General features: G+C 70.7%; 18 protein-coding genes. 14 read left to right on the top strand and 4 right to left on the bottom strand.

The genetic code is table 11. The features are described 5' to 3' along the window. The first annotated feature begins 33 nt into the window (after positions 1–33). The 7 genes from ITJ54_RS01745 to ITJ54_RS01775 all read left to right on the top strand — a co-directional run bounded on the left by ITJ54_RS01745 (position 34) and on the right by ITJ54_RS01775 (position 8,706). On the top strand, positions 34–939 hold the full coding sequence (locus ITJ54_RS01745; RefSeq protein WP_194625615.1) for an FKBP-type peptidyl-prolyl cis-trans isomerase: 906 nt from the start codon (positions 34–36) through the stop codon (positions 937–939). A gap of 95 nt (positions 940–1,034) precedes the next feature. After that, a complete protein-coding gene (locus ITJ54_RS01750; protein WP_194625616.1) occupies positions 1,035–2,057 on the top strand; it encodes a helix-turn-helix transcriptional regulator in 1,023 nt (340 codons plus the stop codon). Next, on the top strand, positions 2,050–3,021 hold the full coding sequence (locus tag ITJ54_RS01755; protein WP_194625617.1) for a helix-turn-helix transcriptional regulator: 972 nt from the start codon (positions 2,050–2,052) through the stop codon (positions 3,019–3,021). Before ITJ54_RS01750 ends, ITJ54_RS01755 begins: the two co-directional genes overlap by 8 nt. Before the next feature lie 372 nt (positions 3,022–3,393). After that, positions 3,394–4,146 carry a twin-arginine translocase subunit TatC gene (gene tatC, locus ITJ54_RS01760; protein ID WP_194626190.1) on the top strand — a complete coding sequence of 251 codons (753 nt, stop codon included), beginning with the start codon at positions 3,394–3,396 and terminating at the stop codon, positions 4,144–4,146. Further along, complete coding sequence (locus tag ITJ54_RS01765; RefSeq protein ID WP_194625618.1) at positions 4,143–6,593, top strand: DEAD/DEAH box helicase; 2,451 nt, start codon at positions 4,143–4,145, stop codon at positions 6,591–6,593. The genes tatC and ITJ54_RS01765 overlap by 4 nt, the downstream gene beginning before the upstream one ends. Positions 6,594–6,748: 155 nt before the next feature. Beyond that, positions 6,749–8,251: an apolipoprotein N-acyltransferase gene (gene lnt, locus ITJ54_RS01770; RefSeq protein WP_323741555.1), complete on the top strand. Its 1,503-nt coding sequence runs from the start codon at positions 6,749–6,751 to the stop codon at positions 8,249–8,251. A 104-nt stretch (positions 8,252–8,355) separates the two neighbouring features. Next, a complete protein-coding gene (locus ITJ54_RS01775) occupies positions 8,356–8,706 on the top strand; it encodes an RNA polymerase-binding protein RbpA (protein ID WP_071275321.1) in 351 nt (116 codons plus the stop codon). A gap of 100 nt (positions 8,707–8,806) precedes the next feature. On the opposite strand, the gene ITJ54_RS01780 is transcribed toward ITJ54_RS01775, so the two are convergent. Then, positions 8,807–10,009 carry an SPFH domain-containing protein gene (locus ITJ54_RS01780; protein WP_194625619.1) on the bottom strand — a complete coding sequence of 401 codons (1,203 nt, stop codon included), beginning with the start codon at positions 10,007–10,009 and terminating at the stop codon, positions 8,807–8,809. After that, a complete protein-coding gene (locus ITJ54_RS01785) occupies positions 10,006–10,479 on the bottom strand; it encodes an NfeD family protein (RefSeq protein ID WP_194625620.1) in 474 nt (157 codons plus the stop codon). Before ITJ54_RS01785 ends, ITJ54_RS01780 begins: the two co-directional genes overlap by 4 nt. Positions 10,480–10,628: 149 nt before the next feature. On the opposite strand from ITJ54_RS01785, the gene ITJ54_RS01790 reads away from it, so the two are divergent. Continuing rightward, the gene (locus tag ITJ54_RS01790) at positions 10,629–11,390 is read left to right on the top strand and encodes an SDR family oxidoreductase (RefSeq protein WP_194625621.1); all 762 of its coding nucleotides are present in this window, start codon (positions 10,629–10,631) and stop codon (positions 11,388–11,390) included. A gap of 40 nt (positions 11,391–11,430) precedes the next feature. After that, entirely contained in the window at positions 11,431–11,889 is a 459-nt protein-coding gene (locus ITJ54_RS01795) for an NUDIX hydrolase (protein ID WP_194625622.1), read from the top strand. Here the strand turns inward: ITJ54_RS01795 and ITJ54_RS01800 are convergent. Then, on the bottom strand, positions 11,873–12,271 hold the full coding sequence (locus ITJ54_RS01800) for a VOC family protein (protein WP_194625623.1): 399 nt from the start codon (positions 12,269–12,271) through the stop codon (positions 11,873–11,875). The genes ITJ54_RS01795 and ITJ54_RS01800 overlap by 17 nt on opposite strands. Before the next feature lie 77 nt (positions 12,272–12,348). Between ITJ54_RS01800 and ITJ54_RS01805 the strand changes: the two genes are divergently transcribed. Then, positions 12,349–14,715, top strand: a complete 2,367-nt coding sequence (locus ITJ54_RS01805; RefSeq protein WP_194625624.1) for an ATP-binding cassette domain-containing protein — start codon at positions 12,349–12,351, stop codon at positions 14,713–14,715. Positions 14,716–15,203: 488 nt separating this feature from the next. Beyond that, complete coding sequence (locus tag ITJ54_RS01810; RefSeq protein WP_175481329.1) at positions 15,204–15,356, top strand: hypothetical protein; 153 nt, start codon at positions 15,204–15,206, stop codon at positions 15,354–15,356. 110 nt (positions 15,357–15,466) lie between these two features. Here ITJ54_RS01810 and ITJ54_RS01815 read toward each other — a convergent pair whose 3' ends face one another. Continuing rightward, positions 15,467–15,955 (bottom strand): GNAT family N-acetyltransferase, encoded by a 489-nt coding sequence (locus tag ITJ54_RS01815; protein ID WP_194625625.1) that lies wholly within the window; start codon positions 15,953–15,955, stop codon positions 15,467–15,469. Between the two features lie 128 nt (positions 15,956–16,083). Here ITJ54_RS01815 and ITJ54_RS01820 point away from each other — a divergent pair, with 128 nt between their 5' ends. The 3 genes from ITJ54_RS01820 to ITJ54_RS01830 all read left to right on the top strand — a co-directional run bounded on the left by ITJ54_RS01820 (position 16,084) and on the right by ITJ54_RS01830 (position 19,582). Next, a complete protein-coding gene (locus ITJ54_RS01820) occupies positions 16,084–17,652 on the top strand; it encodes an ABC transporter substrate-binding protein (RefSeq protein WP_194625626.1) in 1,569 nt (522 codons plus the stop codon). A gap of 89 nt (positions 17,653–17,741) precedes the next feature. Beyond that, a complete protein-coding gene (locus tag ITJ54_RS01825) occupies positions 17,742–18,701 on the top strand; it encodes an ABC transporter permease (RefSeq protein WP_194625627.1) in 960 nt (319 codons plus the stop codon). After that, entirely contained in the window at positions 18,698–19,582 is an 885-nt protein-coding gene (locus ITJ54_RS01830; protein ID WP_194625628.1) for an ABC transporter permease, read from the top strand. The genes ITJ54_RS01825 and ITJ54_RS01830 overlap by 4 nt, the downstream gene beginning before the upstream one ends. The last annotated feature ends 44 nt before the right edge of the window (positions 19,583–19,626 follow it).

Consider the following 19,626-nt stretch of genomic DNA (forward strand, 5'->3'; position numbering starts at 1 on the left):
TCGCTCGTCCTGCATCGAACGGAAAGAGGGTCCGTGCGCACCATCCCCGCACTCCTGGTCACCATCGGACTGGCCGCGTCGCTGACCGCGTGCGCGTCGAGCGGCGCGGGTTCGTCCCCGTCGAGCTGCGACGCCCCCGGCGCCGCGTCCGAGGCCGTCAGCGCGTCGGGCCGCTTCGGTGCCGAGCCGAAGGTGAGCATCCCGACAGGACTCACGACCAAGGGCACGCAGGTCTCGATCCTGAAGCAGGGTGAGGGCCGCCGGATCGACGACGGCACCCCCGTGCTCATCGAGTACACGCTCGTCGACGGCACCACCGGCAAGGTCGCCCAGACCAGCGGCTACACCGGCAAGACGGCCCCGATCACCGCAGGGTCGTCCAACGCCGGAGCCCTCGGTGACGCCCTGCAGTGCGCGAACGTGGGGGACCGCCTCGCCGTGGCCCTGCCGCAGAGCGCACTGGCGAGCGGTGCGGAGGCCACCAAGAAGACCGAGGCCGCCGTCGTCGCCGTCATCGACGTCAAGCGCGCCTTCGACGCCCGGGCCACCGGCACCCCCCAGCTCGCCGGCGACGGGATGCCCGCGGTCGTGCTCGCGCCGGACGGCGCCCCCGGCATCACGGTCCCCTCGACCACGGCGCCGAAGGGCGACGAGACCCACCTGCTCCGCAAGGGCTCCGGCGCGGTCCTGACCGCGAAGGACACCGCGGTCATCAAGTACACGGCCGTCACGTGGGGTGCGGACTCCACCGTCGCCGGGTCGAGCTGGACCGACGGCACCGGTGCGCAGACCGTCCCGCTCACCAAGGGCCAGGTGCAGGAAGGCGTCCGGAGCGCCCTCGTCGGCAGCCGCGTCGGTGACCAGGTGCTCGCCGTCGTCCACCAGCAGGGCATCGCCTACGCGTACGTCATCGACGTGCTCGGCGTCATGCCGTCCTGATCACCGGAACGGCCCGACGGACACCGCTGACCGACTGTCCACCACCTCGCGCGAGGGTGCACTCCTGCACCCTCGCGCTGCCGTAGGATCGGCTCGTGCCAGCCACCCGTGTGCCCCGCGTACCGGCGGAAGAACGCCTGTTCAGCCTCGTGCTCGCGCTGCTCTCGACGGAAGCCGGGCTGACCAAGTCCGAGATCCTGGCGAACGTGCAGGGCTACCGGCAGCGGTTCACGACCGGCGGGGACAACGCCTCGCTGGAGCGCCAGTTCGAGCGCGACAAGGACGACGTCCGAGAACTCGGCATCCCGCTCGAGACCATCGAGACCCCGGGTGCCGCCGGCAACAACCAGACGCTGCGCTACCGCATCCCCAAGGGCGAGTACGACCTGCCGCTCGACGTCCGCTTCACCCCGGACGAGTCCGCGCTGCTCTCACTCGCGGCCATGGCCTGGCGTGAAGGCGCACTGTCGTCGGACTCCCGCCGCGGGCTGCTCAAGGTCCGGTCGGCCGGGGACGACGAGGGCTCGAGCGAGGCCTTCGGCATCGACGCCTACGCCCCGCGACTCCGCACCCGTGACGCCGCCTTCGAGCCGCTCCGCGCCGCCCTCGACCGAGCCGCCGGCGTCCGGTTCGACTACATCACCCCGGGCGAGCACGAGCCCCGCCGCCGCGAGCTCCACCCGATGGCGCTCGTGCAGCACGGTGGTCGCTGGATGCTCACCGGGTACGAGCCCTCGACCGACGGCGTGAAGAACTACCTGCTGTCCCGCATCGTCGGCCCGGTCACGTCGTTCCAGGCCGGCCAGCACCCGGCACCGGCGGGCGCCGGGGAGCGCGCCCTGACCGAGCTCGACCGCCTCTGGTCCGAGCGCACGGCCACCGTCGCCGTGCAGCCCGGCTCGGACGCCGAGCGCCGGCTCAACCGCCGCCGCGACACCACCACCACGACCGACGGCGCCCTGCTCGTCCATTACGTCGACCCGCAGATCCTGGCCGAGGAGCTCGCGGCCTTCGGTCCCGAGCTGCGCGTGCTCGAACCCGACGAGGTCCGCGAGCGCGTGGTCGCGCGACTCCGGGCACTCGTCGCCGACCACGCCGAGGGGGCGCTCCGTGGCTGACACCCAACCGCTGCAGGCCCAGGACAAGCTCGCGTTCCTGCTGGCCCTGGTGCCGTACCTCATCGACCGCGAACGCGTCTCCGTGGCCGAAGCTGCCAGGCACTTCGGCGTGCCGGAAGCCCGGATCCGGCGAGCCGTCGAGCTCATCGCGGTGTCCGGCATCCCCGGCGAGACCATGCAGTACCAGCACGGCGACCTGTTCGACATCGCGTGGGACGACTTCGAGCAGAACGCCATGATCGTGCTGACGAACCTCGTCGCGATCGACGACTCCCCGCGGCTCTCCGCTCGAGAGGCCTCGGCGCTCATCGCGGGGCTGCAGTACCTCTCCGCCCTGCCCGAGGCAGCGGACCGCGAAGCCATCCGCGCGCTCATGGCCAAGCTGTCCCGCGGCGCCGGGGGAGCGGCCGCGAACGTCGCCGTCGGGCAGGAGCTCCACGACGCCACCCTGACGACGATCCGCCGCGCGATGTCCGAGTGCCGCGGCCTGGTCTTCGAGTACGCCGGGCCCCGCAGCAAGGGCAGCACGCGGCGCGTCGACGCCCTGCGGGTCGAGTCGATCGACACCGACTGGTACCTCCGTGCCTGGGACCTCGACCGCCAGGCGCTCCGGACGTTCCGCCTCGACCGGATGACGAACGCCCGCGTGGACGACCGTCCCGCCGAGCGCTCCATCGAGGACGTCGTGATCCCGGACACGCTCTTCCAGCAGAGCTCGAACGACGTCATCGTCACGCTCGAGCTCGATGCCTCGTCGTTGCCGCTCGTGGCGGACTTCCTCGCCGACACCGCCGACGCGCCCGACGACGGTGGCCGGGTGCGCATCCGTCTGGCTGCGTCCTCGGGCTTCGACGGCGTCGTCCGGCTCGTCGCCGGGCTCCCGGGCCGGGCCGTCGTGATCGACCCGCCCGCGGCGCGGGACGCCGTCCGCGACTTCGCCGAGTCGGCGCTCAGCGCCGACTGACCCGCGCTGACTGCTGGCGCCCGGCCGCGTCAGCTGACCGGCACGCACTGATCCGCGCCCGGCGCCAGCTGGCTTCGCACCACCGACGACGGCTCGCGCCGTCCCATTCCGTGGCGCGAGCCGACGTCGGTGGTGCGGCGGCGGTCTGCACCACGGACGCCGTGGCGGACGGGAGGCTCGTGGCGGTGCCGCACCGAGCCTCCCGTCCGGCTGGCCCACCGGTCGCGACCCGCCGCGGTCGCCGAACTGTGCGTTCGCGGACTGCGCCGCGGACTGTCGGTCCCGCTGCCGTAGGATCGGGACATGGCTTCGACGACCGCGCGCGGGCGAGAGAAGCGGCAGGGTCGCCAGTCCGGGGAACCCGAAGGCCGCATGTCCCTCGGGCAGCACCTGATCGAGTTGCGCAACCGGCTGTTCAAGGCCGTGGTCGCAGTGCTCCTCGGGGCGGTGGGCGGATGGTTCCTGACGCCGTTCGTGCTCGACTCGCTGCGGGCACCGGTGACCGAGCTCGCGAAGGTCGGCGGGCACACGGCCGAGCTGAACTTCCCGATGATCACGGGTGCGTTCGACCTCCGGCTGCAGATCGCGATCACGATCGGCGTCGTCATCGCCAGCCCGGTGTGGCTCTACCAGATCTGGGCGTTCATCGTCCCGGCGCTCGTGCGTCGTGAGAAGCAGTACGTCTGGGGCTTCCTCGGCACCGCGATCCCGCTGTTCTTCGCCGGGTGCTGGTTCGGCTGGTACGTCCTGCCGCACATCGTCGGCATCCTCGGCAGCTTCGTGTCCAGCCAGGACACCTCGATCGTCGACGCCAAGGCCTACTACGACTTCGTCATCAAGCTCATCGTGGCGGTCGGCATCGCGTTCGTCCTGCCGGTGTTCCTGGTGCTGCTCAACTTCGTCGGGGTGCTCTCGGCGAAGGCGATCATCAAGTCCTGGCGCGTGGCGATCCTCTGCATCCTCGTCTTCTGCGCCATCGTGACGCCGAGCGCCGACGTCATCTCGATGTTCCTGCTCGCCGTCCCGATGGTCGTGCTCTACATCGCCGCGTGCGTCGTCACGTGGTTCCACGACCGCCGCCTGGCGAAGCGTCAGGCCAAGCTCGACGCCGAGTACGGGCTGTGACGGACACCGGTCTGAGCGCCGCCGAGCGCTTCCAGGCAGCAAGGGTCCGGAACCGGTCGCGCAACCTCGAGCTGTTCCGCGCTGACCTGCGGTTCGACCTCGACCCGTTCCAGTTCGCCTCGTGCGACTCGCTCGACCAGGGCCGCAGCGTGCTCGTCGCGGCACCGACCGGCGCCGGCAAGACGATCGTCGCGGAGTTCGCGATCTGGCTCGCGATGCGACAGCCCACGGCGAAGGTGTTCTACACGACGCCGATGAAGGCGCTGAGCAACCAGAAGTACCAGGAGCTCGTCGAGGTCTACGGCGAGACCGAGGTCGGCCTGCTGACGGGCGACACGAACGTCAACCCGCGGGCACGGGTGGTCGTGATGACGACCGAGGTCCTCCGCAACATGATCTACGCGGACTCCGACCTGCTCGACGACCTGGCCTGGGTCGTCCTCGACGAGGTGCACTACCTGGCTGACCGGTTCCGCGGTGCGGTGTGGGAAGAGGTCATCCTGCACCTGCCGACCGAGGTCCGGCTCGTCAGCCTGTCCGCGACGGTGTCCAACGCCGAGGAGTTCGGCGACTGGCTGCAGACCGTCCGCGGGGACACCGACGTCATCGTGTCCGAGGACCGTCCCGTCCCGCTCGAGCAGCACGTGCTCGTGGGCAACAAGATGGTCGACCTGTTCGACTCGTCCGGTGCCGCGGCGACCAACCGTGTGAACCCGGAGCTCCTCCGCCTGGTCGGCGGAGCCTCCCGCAACGAGGGCCGTGGCGGCGGGCACCGGGGGCGTCGCGGACGCGGCGGGTACCCCGAGCGTCGTGGACCGCGCACCGAGAAGCTGCACCGCGAGCACATCGCGCGGATGCTCGACGAGCGCATGCTCCTGCCCGCGATCTTCTTCGTGTTCAGCCGCGCGGGCTGCGACCAGGGCGTCCGGCAGGTCCTGCGCTCCGGCGTCTCGCTGACCACCTCGCAGGAGCGCAACGAGATCCGCGAGACGGCCGAATACCACTGCCGCACGCTCCTCGACGAGGACCTCGCCGTGCTCGGGTACTGGGAGTGGCTCGAGGGCCTCGAGCGCGGGGTCGCCGCGCACCACGCCGGCATGCTGCCCGCGTTCAAGGAGGTCGTCGAGGACCTCTTCCAGCGCAAGCTGCTCAAGGTCGTCTTCGCCACGGAGACCCTGGCGCTCGGCGTCAACATGCCGGCGCGCACGGTCGTGCTCGAGAAGCTCGAGAAGTTCAACGGCGAAGCCCGGGTCCCGATCACGCCGGGGGAGTACACCCAGCTGACGGGCCGTGCCGGTCGCCGGGGCATCGACGTCGAGGGCCACTCGGTCATCCAGTGGTCGGACGGCCTCGAGCCGCAGGCGGTCGCGTCCCTCGCCAGCCGGCGGACGTACCCGCTGAACTCCTCGTTCAAGCCGACGTACAACATGGCCGTCAACCTCATCGACCAGTTCGGCCGGCAGCGCACCAGAGAGGTCCTCGAGACCTCGTTCGCACAGTTCCAGGCGGACCGGTCGGTCGTCGACCTGGCGCGCAAGGTGCGGTCGCAGCAGGAGTCCCTCGACGGCTACCAGAAGTCGATGGAGTGCCACCTCGGTGACTTCACAGAGTACGCGGCACTGCGGCGGGAGCTCTCCGACCTCGAGCGCTCCAACGTCCCCGGCGGTCGTGAAGCCTCGCACGGTGCCCGCGCTGAACGCCAGGCCTCGATCACCGAGGTCCGCCGCGCCCTGCAGCGGCACCCCTGCCACGCGTGCCCGGACCGCGAGGCCCACGCCCGCTGGGCCGAGCGCTGGTACAAGCTCAAGCGCGTCAACGACAAGCTCGTCCAGCAGATCCGGTCGCGCACCGGCGCCGTCGCGACGACGTTCGACCGCGTCACCGACGTGCTGCTGCAGCTCGGCTACCTCGTCCCGACGAACGACGGCACCGGCGAGGCCACCGTCGCAGCCGGTGGCCGTCGCCTCCAGCGCATCTACGGCGACCGCGACCTGCTCGTCGCCGAGTGCCTGGAGGCCGGGGTCTGGAAGGAGCTCACGCCGGGGCAGCTCGCCGCCATGGCCGCGACGATCGTGTACCAGCCCCGCCGCGAGGACGCGCCCGGCACCGAGCACGCCCTGCCCCGCGGAGCCTTCCGTCCGGCGCTCGACCAGACCCTGACCATCTGGGCCCGGCTCGACGACGTGGAACGGGACGCCCGCCTGGCCGGGTCGCAGCCGCCCACCCCGGCGATCGCGCTCGGCATGTTCCGCTGGGCCTCGGGCTCGGCCCTCGACGACGTCCTCCGCGCGCTCGACCTGGCCGCCGGCGACTTCGTCCGCTGGTCCAAGCAGGTCATCGACCTCCTCGACCAGATCAAGAACGCCGGGGACCCCGACCTCGCCGAGACCGCTCGCCGTGCGACCGACGCGGTCCGCCGCGGCATCGTCGCGTACGCGACGGTCTGACGGGAGGCCCGGTGTCCGTCCGCGAGTCCGTCGCGCCTCCGCGAGACGGGGGCGTCCTACCAAGACGCCGCGGCCGTGCTGAGACGCCGCCGGTTCTGGCGGCGTCCGGCGGCTTCGGCGGTGTCTCGCGGCCCTCACCGTTCACGGCGCTGCCGGTGCGGGTCGCGCTGCCGCTCGCGGTGATCGGCGGTGTGCTCTTCGCGCTCGCGTTCCCGACCCCCGGGTGGTGGTTCCTCGCTTACCCGGCGGTGGCGTGCACGCTGCTGGCTGCGATGGGCCAGGGCTGGCGCCGTGCCGCCTGGATCGGGTACCTCGGCGGTGTGGCCTTCTGGCTGCCGGCGATCTCCTGGGCCGGTCGCTACCTCGGCCCGGTCCCGTGGCTGGCACTCGCGCTGTTCGAGGCGGCCATGTTCGCGCTCGGCAGCGTCGCCCTCGCGCTCACGTACCGCTGGGTCGCCCGGGTGGTGACCACTACCGCGGGACGCGTGTGGGGCCTCCCGGCCGTGGTGGCCGCGATCTGGACCGGACGCGAGTGGTTCTCCGGCAGCTGGCCGTACGGGGGCTTCGCCTGGGGCCGCGTCGGGCTGTCGCAGTCCGAGAGCCCGTTCGCGCACCTGGCCGCCTACGTCGGCGTGCTCGGGTTGTCGTTCGTCGTCGTCTACTGCGTCGCCGTCGTCGTCTCGCTCGGACTCGTGTCAGGCGTCCGGCTCCGGATGCGTGTCGCGACGGCGGGGCTGCTCGTGGCCGCGGTGCTCGCCGTCCCCGCGTGGCCGACCGCCACCGACGGCACGATCCGCATCGAGGCCGTGCAGGGCAACGGGCCGGCGGGGTACTTCGACCGTGCACAGCCCGGGGACGTCCTCCGGTCGCAGGTCGCCGCCACCGACGTCGACGCCCGTGGGGTCGACCTGGTGGTCTGGCCCGAGGCCTCGGCGGAGTACGACCCGCGCGCGGCGCCGGTCATCGCGAACGACCTGAACCAGGTCGTGCGCGGTGTCGGTGCGCCGATCGTCGCGGGAGCGATCACGCAGACGCCGTCGGGGGTGCTGCACAACACCTCGTTCGTGTGGACCGCGGACGGCTGGCAGTCGTCCTACGACAAGGTGCGCCCGGTGCCCTTCGGCGAGTACGTCCCGGACCGCTGGTTCTTCTCGAAGCTGGCGCCGTCGCTCATCGGGCTGCTGCAGCGCGACTACACGCCGGGGACGAAGCCGAACGTGCTCTCCGTCGCCGGGGTCAAGGCGGGCATCGCGATCTGCTTCGACATCGTCGACGACGGCCTGACCGCGGACATGGCGCGCGGGGGAGCGCAGGTGATCCTCGCGCAGACGAACAACGCGGACTTCTCCGGCACCGACGAGAACCTGCAGCAGCTCGAGATCGCCCGGATGCGGGCGATCGAGAGTGGGCGCTCGCTCGTGAACATCTCGACCGTCGGGGCGTCGCAGGTCATCGACCCGACCGGCCGGACGATCGACCGTGTGCCGGAGTACACCGCGACGTCGATGACCACCGACGTGCCCCTCGGGACCTCGACCACGCCGGCGACGGTGGCGTCCGGGTTGATCACCCTCGTGCTGTCACTCGGCGGGCTGCTGGTGCTGCTCGCCTGCGCGCCGTGGGGTCGTCGAGCGCGCCGAGGTCCCGCCGGCGTCTGACGTCCCCGGAGCGCGGCACTGGGAACCCACTGTGAATGCACCGGTCCCGGAACGGAAGCGCGTGGGACAGTGTTGGGACGGGGGAACGACGAGAGGAGTCCACCATGGCTGATCGGAGTCTCCGCGGCATGCGGCTCGGGAGTCAGAGTCTCCAGAGCGAAGAGGGCGTCGAGCTCTCGGATCGCAAGCGCGCGGTGTACCAGGCCGCGACGGGCGAGACCTTCGACGTGGTGTTCTCGGCCGACGCCGAGGTCCCGCAGAGCTGGTCCGACCCGCGCAGCGGTTTCGAGGGACGCCTGCTCGGCGACGACGGCGTGCCCGTCGAGGTCGCAGCAGAGGACGTCAAGGCACCGCGAACGCACTGGGACATGCTGCTCGAGCGACGGTCTCGAGAAGAGCTCGAGGAGCTGCTGCAGGAACGTCTGCAGTTCCTCCGCGCCCGACGTGGCGCCTGACCTGCGAAGCGCCTGACTCGCGCAGCGCCTGACGCAGAACGCGTGACGGCCCGCTCCCCGCATCGGGGAGCGGGCCGTCGCCGTTGGTGGACCGCTGCTGCTACTGCTGCTGGTCGTCGCGAAGCTGGGCGCGGGTGGCGTCGGCCGCCGCCGCGAGCTTCTCCTCGACGCTGCGGTTCGACTCGGCGAGACGCTCGTCGAGGACGGAGTCCGGGATGATCTCCGACGCGGGGGCGTTCGCCCGGGTCGCCGCCGAGGTGCTGGTTCCGTCGGCCGCGGCGCTGTTCGCCAGGCTCTCGTTCGCGAGCTGCGAGATCTTGGCGAGGAAGTCGCTGCCGCCGGCTGCACCCGCCGCGCCGCCGGTGGTGCCCGCTGCGCTGCCGGATGCCGTGCCACCAGCCGGTGCACCGCCCATGCGCGGGGCGGTGAAGCCCTTCGCGATGCCGGAGAGGGCCTCGGTGAACTCGCTCGGGATCATCCAGACCTTGTTCGCGGTGCCCTCGGCGATCTTCGGGAGCATCTGCAGGTACTGGTACGACAGGAGCTTCTCGTCCGGGTCGCCGACGTGGATGGCGTCGAAGACGGTCGCGATGGCCTGGGCTTCACCCTCGGCGCGGAGGACCTGCGCCTTGGCGGCACCCTCGGCCTGGAGGATCGCCGCCTGACGTGCACCCTCGGCCTCGAGGATCTGGGACTGCTTGGTGCCCTCGGCCTGCAGGATCGCGGCACGACGGTTCCGCTCGGCACGGAGCTGCTGCTCCATGGCGTCGACGATCGACACGGGCGGCTCGATCGCCTTGAGCTCGACCCGGCCCACGCGGATGCCCCACTTGCCGGTGGCTTCGTCGAGGACCACGCGGAGCTGGCCGTTGATGTTGTCTCGGCTGGTGAGTGCTTCTTCGAGGTTGAGGCCACCGACCACGTTGCGGAGCGTGGTGGTCGTGAGCTGCTCGACGGCACCGAGGTAGTTCGCGATCTCGTACGTCGCCGCACGGGCGTCCGTCACCTGGAAGTAGACGACCGTGTCGATGGAGACGACGAGGTTGTCCTCGGTGATGACGGGCTGCGGCGGGAAGGACACGACCTGCTCACGCATGTCGAGCAGCGGACGGAGGCGGTCGATGAACGGCACCAGGAGGTTCAACCCAGGGGTGAGGGTCTTGTGGTACTTGCCCAGTCGTTCCACCACCCCGGCGGTCGCCTGCGGGACGATGCGGATCGCCTTGGCGAGGACGACGATCACGAAGATGACGATGACGGCGATCAGTACGAAGAGCACGATCGTCCCGGGTGCGAGGGTCATTGGGCTGCCTTCTGTTGGATGCGGACGACGGCGGTCGAGCCCTCGATGGACTCGACGACGACGCCGGTGCCGAGCGGCGGGGTGCGGTCAGGAGCGGCTGCGTCGATGCGCGCGCTCCAGGTCTCGCCGTTGGCCAGGCGGACCTGACCGGGTGCGGTGGTGGTGAACGCGACGGCGACCGTGCCGGGCATGCCGACGAGGCCTTCCATGCCCGTGCGGCGCGGGTCTGCCCCACGGCCGAGGGCGGCGAGCACGCGGGGCCGCACGAGCGAGAGCAGCACGAGTGCGAGGACCGCGGCGATGATCGTGGAGAGCCACCACGGGGCGCCGAGCAGGGCGGCGATCAACCCACCGGCGGCTCCGGCGGCCAGCATGATGAAGATGAAGTCGAGCGTGAAGACCTCGACCACCCCCAGCACGAGGACCAGCGCGATCCAGACGATCGTCTGGACCCATTCGGTGATGTGCACGCGAGCTCCCTCCCTCGTTCGCGACGGCACCCGCGACACCGCGGAGCCGGTTCAACTCCGTTCAACATATCGGACGACCACCGACATCTCGCAGGGGATTGGTAGGCTCGCTGCGGTCGACCGGACCCTTCGAACAGGAGAACAGCACTGTGAGCAACCCCCTCGCCCCCGGAGCACTCGCCGGCACGCGCGCCCTCGTCACCGGGTCCTCCCGCGGCATCGGTGCCGACACCGTCGGGTACCTGGCAGAGGCCGGCGCGAAGGTCGTCGTGAACTACCGCAACAAGGCACGTCGTGCGGAGCAGATCGCCGAGCGTGTGGTGGCTGCCGGTGGCGACGCCCTCGCCGTGGGCGCTGACCTCACCGACCACGACTCCGTGCAGGCCATGGTCGACACCGTGGTGCAGGCATGGGGCGGCATCGACCTGCTCGTGCTCAACGCCTCCGGGGGCATGGAGTCCGGCATGGGCGACGACTACGCGCTGCGACTGAACCGTGACGCCCAGGTCGACATGCTCCAGACCGCCGTGCCGCACATGCCCGCCGGCTCGCGGGTCGTCTTCGTCACGAGCCACCAGGCCCACTTCGTCGAGACCGCCGAGACGCTGCCGGAGTACGTCCCGGTCGCCAAGAGCAAGCGGGCCGGCGAACTCGCCCTGCGCGAGCTCGTCCCCCAGCTCGAGGCCGCCGGCATCGCGTTCGTGGTCGTCTCCGGCGACATGATCGAGGGCACCATCACCGCCACGCTCCTCAACCGCATCAACCCCGGCGCGATCGAGGGCCGTCGACAAGAGGTGGGCAAGCTCTACAGCGTCTCGGAGTTCGCGGCCGAGATCGCCCAGGCCGCCGTCGACCCGATCCCCGCCGACCACACCCGCCTGGTCGGCGACGTGAGCGGCTTCGTCGGCTGACCGACCACCTGGTCACGTCGCGTCCGCTAGCGTCGACGACGTGACTGCCACGCCCGGCCTGCGCCGAACCTCCCGGATCCTGCTCCTCGACCCGGAGGGTCGCGTGTTCCTGATGGACACGAACGCGCCGTCCTCGGACGGCTTCCACCGCTGGATCACGCCGGGCGGCGGCGTCGACCCGGGGGAGTCGCACCGCGACGCGGCGATCCGCGAGCTCCGTGAGGAGACGGGCATCGTCATCACGGACCCCGGTGAGCCGGTCTGGTCCTGGGACTTCGACGTCGCGTGGGACCAGGCCGACCACGACCGTGGCCACTCCGAGTTCTACGTCGTGCGCACCGCGGGCTTCTCGCTGTCGAGCGAGGAGTGGACCGAGGACGAGCGCGTCGACATCCTCGACGCGCGGTGGTGGACGGCGGACGAACTCGACGCCACCGACGAGCCGTTCGAGCCGCGCGAGCTGCCCGACCTGGTCCGGCGGTTCACTCCCGCGGGGTGAGGACGCAGAACTCGTTGCCCTCGGGGTCGGTGAGGACGACCCAGGGCACGTCCTGCTGACCCACGTCGGCGCGTGCGGCACCTCGTGCCACGAGGCCGTCGACCGCCTCCTGCAGCGACTCGTCGGGAGCCGGTGCCAGGTCGATGTGCAGGCGGTTCTTGACCGTCTTCTCCTCGGGCACGGGGACGAAGACGAGTTCCTGCGGCCGCTGCTCGCGCGGGACGGTGTCGGCGACCTCGTCGGCGAAGGGCGGTGCGATGACGGACTCGTCGCCGTCCTCGGACTCGTAGACGAGTGGCCAGGCGAGGGTCTCACCCCACCAGCGGGCGAGCGACGCGGGGTCACGGCTGTCGATGACGATCGAGTACCAGCGGAGTGCCATGGCGACAGCATGGCCCTTCTCCACAGGCTCGTCCAGAGCCCTTCGTGCGGCGGACCGGTGGCGCTAGCCTGACCCGCATGGACACCAGCACGGGGCGCATCGCCGACAGCCACGACCGCATCCGGGTGCGTGGCGCGCGCGAGAACAACCTGCGGGACGTCGACGTCGACCTGCCGAAGCGCCGGCTGACCGTCTTCACCGGGGTGTCCGGGTCGGGCAAGAGCTCGCTGGTCTTCGGCACCGTCGCCGCGGAGTCGCAGCGGATGATCAACGAGACCTACAGCGTGTTCGTGCAGGGCTTCATGCCGTCGCTCGGTCGGCCCGACGTCGACCGGCTCGACGGCCTGACGACCGCGATCGTCGTCGACCAGGAACGCATCGGCGCCGACCCCCGCTCCACGGTGGGCACCGCGACCGACGCCAGCGCCATGCTGCGGCTCCTCTTCAGCCGCCTGGGCCAGCCGCACATCGGCGGGCCGAACGCCTTCTCGTTCAACCTGGCGACGGTCACCGCAGGTGGCGCCATCACCGTGCAGCGCGGGACCGAGGCCAAGGCAGAGAAGGTCTCGTTCAGCCGGCTCGGTGGGATGTGCGCCCGGTGCGAAGGGCGGGGGAGCGTCAGCGAGATCGACCTGTCGCAGCTCTTCGACGAGTCCCGGGCGTTGAACGACGGCGCGCTCACCGTGCCCGGGTACGGCACCGACGGCTGGAACGTCCGGCTGTACGCGGAGTCGGGCTACTACCCCGGCGACAAGCCCATCCGCGACTTCACCGAGCAGGAGCGGCAGGACTTCCTGTACCGCGAGCCGACGAAGCAGAAGATCGCGGGCATCAACATGACGTACGAGGGGCTCGTGCCGCGCGTCCGCCGGTCGCTGCTGCAGAAGGACCGCTCGGCGATGCAGCCGCACATCCGCGCGTTCGTCGACCGCGCGGTCACGTTCACCACGTGCCCGGACTGCGACGGCACACGGCTCAACGACATCGCGCGGTCGTCGAAGATCGGCGGGAAGGACATCGCCGACGTCGCCGCGATGCAGATCACCGACCTGGCCGCCTGGCTGCACGAGCTCGATGCGCCGTCGGTCGGACCGCTGCTCGACGGGCTCCGCGACGCCGTCGACGCCTTCGTCGAGATCGGGCTCGGCTACCTGTCGCTCGACCGCCCCACGGGCACGCTCTCCGGCGGCGAGGGGCAGCGCGTCAAGATGGTGAAGCACCTCGGGTCCTCGCTCAGTGACATCACCTACGTCTTCGACGAGCCGAGCACCGGGTTGCACCCGCACGACATCGAGCGGATGAACCTGCTGCTGCTGCGCCTCCGCGACAAGGGCAACACCGTGCTGGTCGTCGAGCACAAGCCAGAGGTCATCGCGATCGCGGACCACGTCGTCGACCTCGGACCCGGGGCAGGCTCGGGTGGCGGCACGCTCTGCTACCAGGGACCGGTCGACGGCCTGCGCGCGAGCGACACGGTGACGGGGCGCCACCTGGACGACCGCGTCTCCGTCAAGGCGACCGTGCGTCAGCCCACCGGTGTCATCGAGATCCGGGGTGCCGACCGGCACAACCTGCAGGACGTCGACGTCGACGTGCCGCTCGGGGTCCTGACCGTGGTGACCGGTGTCGCCGGCTCCGGCAAGAGCACGCTCATCAACGGGTCGCTGTCCCACCGTGACGACGTCGTCACCGTCGACCAGAGCGGGATCCGCGGGTCCCGACGCAGCAACCCCGCCACCTACACCGGGTTGCTCGAGCCGATCCGCAAGGCCTTCGCGAAGGCGAACGGCGTCAAGCCCGCGCTGTTCAGCGCCAACTCCGATGGCGCCTGCCCGGCCTGCAACGGTGCCGGCGTCATCTACACCGACCTCGGGATGATGGCCGGGGTCTCCACCACGTGTGCGGAGTGCGAGGGCCGCCGGTTCGACCAGTCGGTGCTCGCGTACCGGTTGGGCGGCAAGGACGTCAGCGAGGTGCTGGCGATGTCCGTCACCGAGGCCCTCGACTTCTTCGCCACGGGGGAGTCCCGTCTCCCGGCAGCGCACACTCTCCTCACGCGGCTGGCGGACGTGGGGCTCGGCTACCTGACGATCGGCCAGCCGCTCACCACGCTCTCGGGCGGGGAACGCCAGCGCCTGAAGCTCGCGACGCACCTGGGGGAGCCCGGCGGGGTGATCGTCCTCGACGAACCGACCACTGGCCTGCACCTCGCGGACGTCGCGCAGCTGCTCGGCCTGCTCGACCGGATGGTGGACGCCGGCAGGACCGTCGTGGTGATCGAGCACCACCAGGCCGTGATGGCGCATGCCGACCACGTCATCGACCTCGGGCCGGGCGCTGGTCACGACGGCGGTCGCGTCGTGTTCGTGGGGACGCCGGCCGCGCTGGTCGCCGCGCGCTCGACCCTGACGGGGCAGCACCTGGCGGCCTACGTCGGGGCCTGACCGGCCGGCGGAGCGCGGCGGCGACGGCGGTCGCTGCCGTGCCGCGAAGCGGCGCGCGTCAGCCGCGGCGCGAAGTGGCGCGGAACCGCGGACGTCGGCTCGAACCACGGATGTCCGTGGTTCGAGCCGACGTTCGTTGTGCGGTGACGCCGCGCGCTCCGCAGACGCCACCGGCGACGGATGGGAGGCTCGGCGACGGACGCGGGGCGAGCCTCCCGTCCGGCGGCGGAGCGCACACCGGATCACGGCGACGGTCGCGCCCCGGTGTGGACTTCGCGCCCGCGCACGACGGGGCGCGATGCGCGCCGCGGGGCGCGAACCGGCCGCAACGCGGCGGGCGACACCGTAAGCCGCCGCGGGCAGTTCGCCGCGCGCTGTGCCCGACGGGAGGCTCGGCGCCGGACCCGGGACGAGCCTCCCGTCCGTCGTGGTGACCGGTGGGCGCACCGCCCGACCGTCCCCAGGCCCGCGCGCGTAGCGTCCCGCCCATGAGCTACAGCCAGCCGGATCCGGCAGAAGAGACCACGCAGGCAGACGCACCGGAGCAGCCGGACACGGCCTCCAGCACCGTCGAGGAGCAGGGCGAGGAGCGTACGGCGCTCGAGATCGACGCGGAGGACGTGCCGACCTCCGAGGCCTGAGCCCCGCTCGTCACCCACCGGACCGCGGTCCGGACACAGCACCCCGCAGCGACGCGGTGCGGTGTCCGGGCCGCGGTTCCGTCATGTCCGGGGACCGGAGCGGGCGGTGTTCACGATGACCACGACCTGACCAGCCGCACGTACTCCGGGTGCTCCGGGTCCGGCGCGCCGCGCACGAAGCCGGCGGCCGCGTAGGCACGGAGCGCCGGGGTGTTGCCCGGCACGACGAACAGTGCGAGTTCGGTGAGTCCGAGCGCCCGGGCCTCGGCCACGGCGAGCGCCACGAGTTCGCCGGAGAGCCCCCTCCCGCGGAGTCGTGGTGCGAGGACGATCCGTGCCAGCCGCCCGGTCGTCGCAGTGACGCGGACGACCGCCACGTGCCCGACGACGTCGTCGGGATCGTCGGCGGGCGTCACCGTCAACGGGCGCCGGTCGTCCCCGGCCGACGCGGCGACCAGGTCGGCCGCCCGGTAGGGCCACGGCGCACCGGTGCCTGCGACCGCGAGGGCGTCCTCGGGCGTGCGGAACCAGGCGACGACGGTCTCGGCGTCGTCGGCGCGGAAGGGTCGGAGGGCGATCTGCGGGGTGCCGTGGTCCATCGTCTTCCAAACGTAACAAAACCGAAAAGATCTTGTCGTACTGTAATCATCACTACAGCACCAATCGCTCCACCTCCCCGACACGGACACCGCACCAGCACCGGTGCACAGAAGCGAAGAGGCATTCGATGAGACAACGGAATCGGGCGGCCGTGGCCGCGATGACAGCGGCAGCAGCCCTGGTCCTCGCAGGCTGCAGCGCCGGCGGCTCGGCGGACACCACCGGCACTGCCGCCGGTGGTCACCCGAAGGGCGGTGTCCTGACGATGGCGCGGTCCGCCGACATCATCTCGATGGACAACACCACGACCTTCGACAACAACTCCATCCACGTGATGCAGCAGATCATGGAGCCGCTGTTCAACGTCAGCGCCGACGGCAAGAAGCTCGAGCCGTGGCTGGCGACCGGGTACGACGCGTCGGAGGACGGCAAGAAGTACACGATCCACCTCCGCAAGGGCGTCGAGTTCTCCAACGGGGACCCGATGACCGCGAAGGACGTCGTCTTCTCCATCAACGCCGACACCGCCACCGGCGCCTCGGGCTGGGGCTACATCAACGCGGCGATCGACAAGGTCAGCGCCGTCGACGACGAGACGGTCGAGATCGACCTGAAGTACGCGTGGGCACCGCTCATCGCCGACCTGTCGCTCTTCAGCAACGCGGTCGTGCCCGACAACTACGGGGGCGAGTCGAAGAAGGAGTTCTACACGCACCCGGTCGGCACCGGGCCGTTCGTGTGGGAGTCCTGGAAGAAGGGGCAGTCGCTCAGCCTGACGGCGAACGACGACTACTGGCAGAAGGGCAAGCCCTACCTCGACGGCGTCAAGTGGACCGTCGTGCCGGACGCCAACACCCGCAAGCTCCAGGTGCAGGGCGGCCAGGTCGACATCGACGACACCCCGGACTGGTCGAGCCTGTCGTCGCTGAAGTCGGCGGCCGGGGTCAAGGCCGACACCTTCAAGTCGACGCAGATCGACTACGTGGCGTTCAACCAGCAGCGCAAGCCCTTCGACGACGTCCACGTGCGCCGCGCGATCGCCTTCGCCCTCGACCGCAAGGCGATGGTCAAGGCGGTGCTGTTCGGCAACGGCACGACGGCGAACTCGCTGCTGTCGCCCGGCACCCCGTACTACGACGCGAAGGCCGAGGGCCCGACGTACGACGTGAAGCAGGCGAAGGCCGAGCTCGCGAAGTCGTCCAAGCCCGACGGGTTCACCACGACGCTGCTCATCCGGTCGGGTGACCCGAACCAGACCTCCATCGCGCAGATCATGCAGTCCGAGCTCAAGGAGATCGGGATCACGATGAAGATCAAGCAGCTCGACCCGACGGCGAACAAGGAAGCCCGACTGGCCGGCGACTTCGACATGGCGTGGTCCGCCTGGACGATGGACATCCCGGACCCCGACGAGTGGACCTCCTTCGCGGTCGACCCCGAGGGCGGCTCGAACTCGGCCTTCACGCACTACGACAACCCGGACGTCATCGCGGTCAACAAGCAGGCGCAGAAGGAGACGGACCCGGCCAAGCGCCAGGAGCTGTACTCCGAGCTCCAGCAGAAGACCGGTGACGACGCCTTCCTGGCGTACCTGTACTACTCGCCCTACGTGTTCGCGACCACCGACAAGGTGAACGACTTCCACGTGACGCCGCTCGGCAACTACCAGCTCGAGGACGTCTCCAAGGCGAAGTGACTCCGTCGGGGTCCGGCTGCGCGCCGGACCCCGACACCGGTGGGGTCCGACGCCGGTCGGACCCCACCGCCCCTCTCGGAAAGGCAGTCATGCTCCACCGGCTCCGGTTCATCCCCGGACGGCTCCTGCAGGCCGTCCCGGTCGCGTTCGGCGTGACCATCATCGTGTTCTTCCTCTCCCACCTGCTGCCGGGCAACGCGGCACTCGCGCTCCTCGGTGAACGCGCGACGAAGGCCAGCGTCGCGGCGCTGACCGAACAGCTCGGCCTCGACCGGCCGCTGTGGGAGCAGTACTTCCGGTTCCTCGGGCAGATCGTCCACGGCAACCTCGGCACGAGCCTCACCTACCAGCTCCCCGTCGGACAGCTCGTGCTGCAGGCGGTGCCGGTCACCCTGTCGCTCCTCGGCCTCGCGCTGGTGATGGCGCTCGTGATCAGCATCCCGCTCGCCTCTCTGGCGGCGAGCCGACCGAACCGCGCCGGCGACCTGTTCGCCCGCGGGTTCACCCTGCTCGGCCAGGGCATGCCGCAGTTCTGGGTCGGCATCATGCTGATCCTGCTGCTCGCCGTGAACGTGCGGGCCTTCCCCGTCGGTGGGTACGGCGACGGCGCCGGCGCCCACCTGTACTTCCTGTTCCTGCCGGCGCTGACGCTGGCGATCGCGATGTCCCCGACGATCATCAGGAGCCTCCGGGCGTCGATGATCGGGGTGCTCGAGTCCGAGTACGTCGGCACCGCGAAGTCGAAGGGCGCCGCCGGCCTGCCGCTGTTCCGCGACCACGTGCTCCGGAACGCGGCGATCCCGACGGTGTCGATCATCGGCGTGAACCTCGGGTACCTGGTCGGCGGGTCGCTCGTCATCGAGAAGGTCTTCGCGCTGCCGGGCCTCGGCTCGCTCATGGTGAACGCGATCTTCTCCCGCGACTTCCCGACGATCCAGGGCGTCACCCTGTTCGTCGCGATCTTCGTCGTCGTGGTCGGGATCCTGACCGACGTCGTCTACACGATGCTCGACCCGCGGGTCGACCTGGCCGGAGGCACCACCCCATGACCACCCCCACCGCCGCGCTCGTGGGCTTCAAGCAGCGCCGCCGTGCGTCGCGCTCCCGGTCCCTCCGCGCCTGGTACCGCAACGGCTCCCTGATGGCGGGCATCGTCATCGTCGGCCTGCTGGTGCTCGTCGCCGTGCTGGCCCCGGTGATCGCGCCGTACGACCCGATCGCCCAGCACCTCGAGCAGGCCCTCGAGTCCCCGAGCGCCGCGCACTGGCTCGGCACCGACAAGTACGGCCGCGACGTGCTGTCCCGCCTGATCTGGGGTGCCCGCGTCGACCTGCGCGTCGGCTTCCTCGCGGTGCTCATCCCGTTCGTCGTCGGCAGCGTCGTCGGCGCGATCGCCGGGTACGTCGGCGGCATCGTCGACACGGTCCTGATGCGCATCGTCGACGTGTTCTTCGCGTTCCCCTTCTACGTCATGGTCATCGTGCTGGTCTTCGTCCTCGGCGCGGGGGAGACGAGCATCTACCTGGCGATCGCGGCGGTCTCGTGGGTGTCCTACGCCAAGATCGTCCGCGGCGAGGTCATCGTCGCCCGCCAGCAGGACTACGTCGTCGCGGCCCGGCTCGGCGGCATGTCCCACACCCGGCTGCTCGTCCGCCACATCGCCCCGAACGTGATGAGCCAGGCGGTGATCTACGCGATGAGCGACATCGTGATGGACATCATGGCGATCGTCACGCTCGGCTACCTCGGCCTGGGCATCGAGCCGCCGACGGCCGAGTGGGGCTCGATGATCGTGGACGGCCAGGAGTTCATCACCACCCAGTGGCAGCAGACCACGATCCCCGGGCTGGTCGTCGTCGTCGCGAGCCTCGGCCTGTCCTGGCTCGGCGACGGCATCAGCGACCTGCTGAGCCCCGACCGGAGGCGCTGACATGCTGAGCACGAGCACGAGCACGAGCACGAGCACGAGCACCG

It is taken from the genome of Curtobacterium sp. VKM Ac-2865, from assembly GCF_015350905.1.
Lineage (GTDB): Bacteria > Actinomycetota > Actinomycetes > Actinomycetales > Microbacteriaceae > Curtobacterium.

What these genes read in the sequence shown, in the direction of transcription:
- tatC (WP_194626190.1), top strand. Translation starts at nt 3,394, where the DNA reads ATGTCCCTCGGGCAGCACCTGATCGAGTTGCGCAACCGGCTGTTCAAG.
- ITJ54_RS01775 (WP_071275321.1), top strand. Translation starts at nt 8,356, where the DNA reads ATGGCTGATCGGAGTCTCCGCGGCATGCGGCTCGGGAGTCAGAGTCTC.
- ITJ54_RS01780 (WP_194625619.1), bottom strand. Translation starts at nt 10,009, where the DNA reads ATGACCCTCGCACCCGGGACGATCGTGCTCTTCGTACTGATCGCCGTC.
- ITJ54_RS01800 (WP_194625623.1), bottom strand. Translation starts at nt 12,271, where the DNA reads ATGGCACTCCGCTGGTACTCGATCGTCATCGACAGCCGTGACCCCGCG.
- ITJ54_RS01805 (WP_194625624.1), top strand. Translation starts at nt 12,349, where the DNA reads ATGGACACCAGCACGGGGCGCATCGCCGACAGCCACGACCGCATCCGG.
- ITJ54_RS01810 (WP_175481329.1), top strand. Translation starts at nt 15,204, where the DNA reads ATGAGCTACAGCCAGCCGGATCCGGCAGAAGAGACCACGCAGGCAGAC.
- ITJ54_RS01815 (WP_194625625.1), bottom strand. Translation starts at nt 15,955, where the DNA reads ATGGACCACGGCACCCCGCAGATCGCCCTCCGACCCTTCCGCGCCGAC.
- ITJ54_RS01820 (WP_194625626.1), top strand. Translation starts at nt 16,084, where the DNA reads ATGAGACAACGGAATCGGGCGGCCGTGGCCGCGATGACAGCGGCAGCA.
- ITJ54_RS01825 (WP_194625627.1), top strand. Translation starts at nt 17,742, where the DNA reads ATGCTCCACCGGCTCCGGTTCATCCCCGGACGGCTCCTGCAGGCCGTC.
- ITJ54_RS01830 (WP_194625628.1), top strand. Translation starts at nt 18,698, where the DNA reads ATGACCACCCCCACCGCCGCGCTCGTGGGCTTCAAGCAGCGCCGCCGT.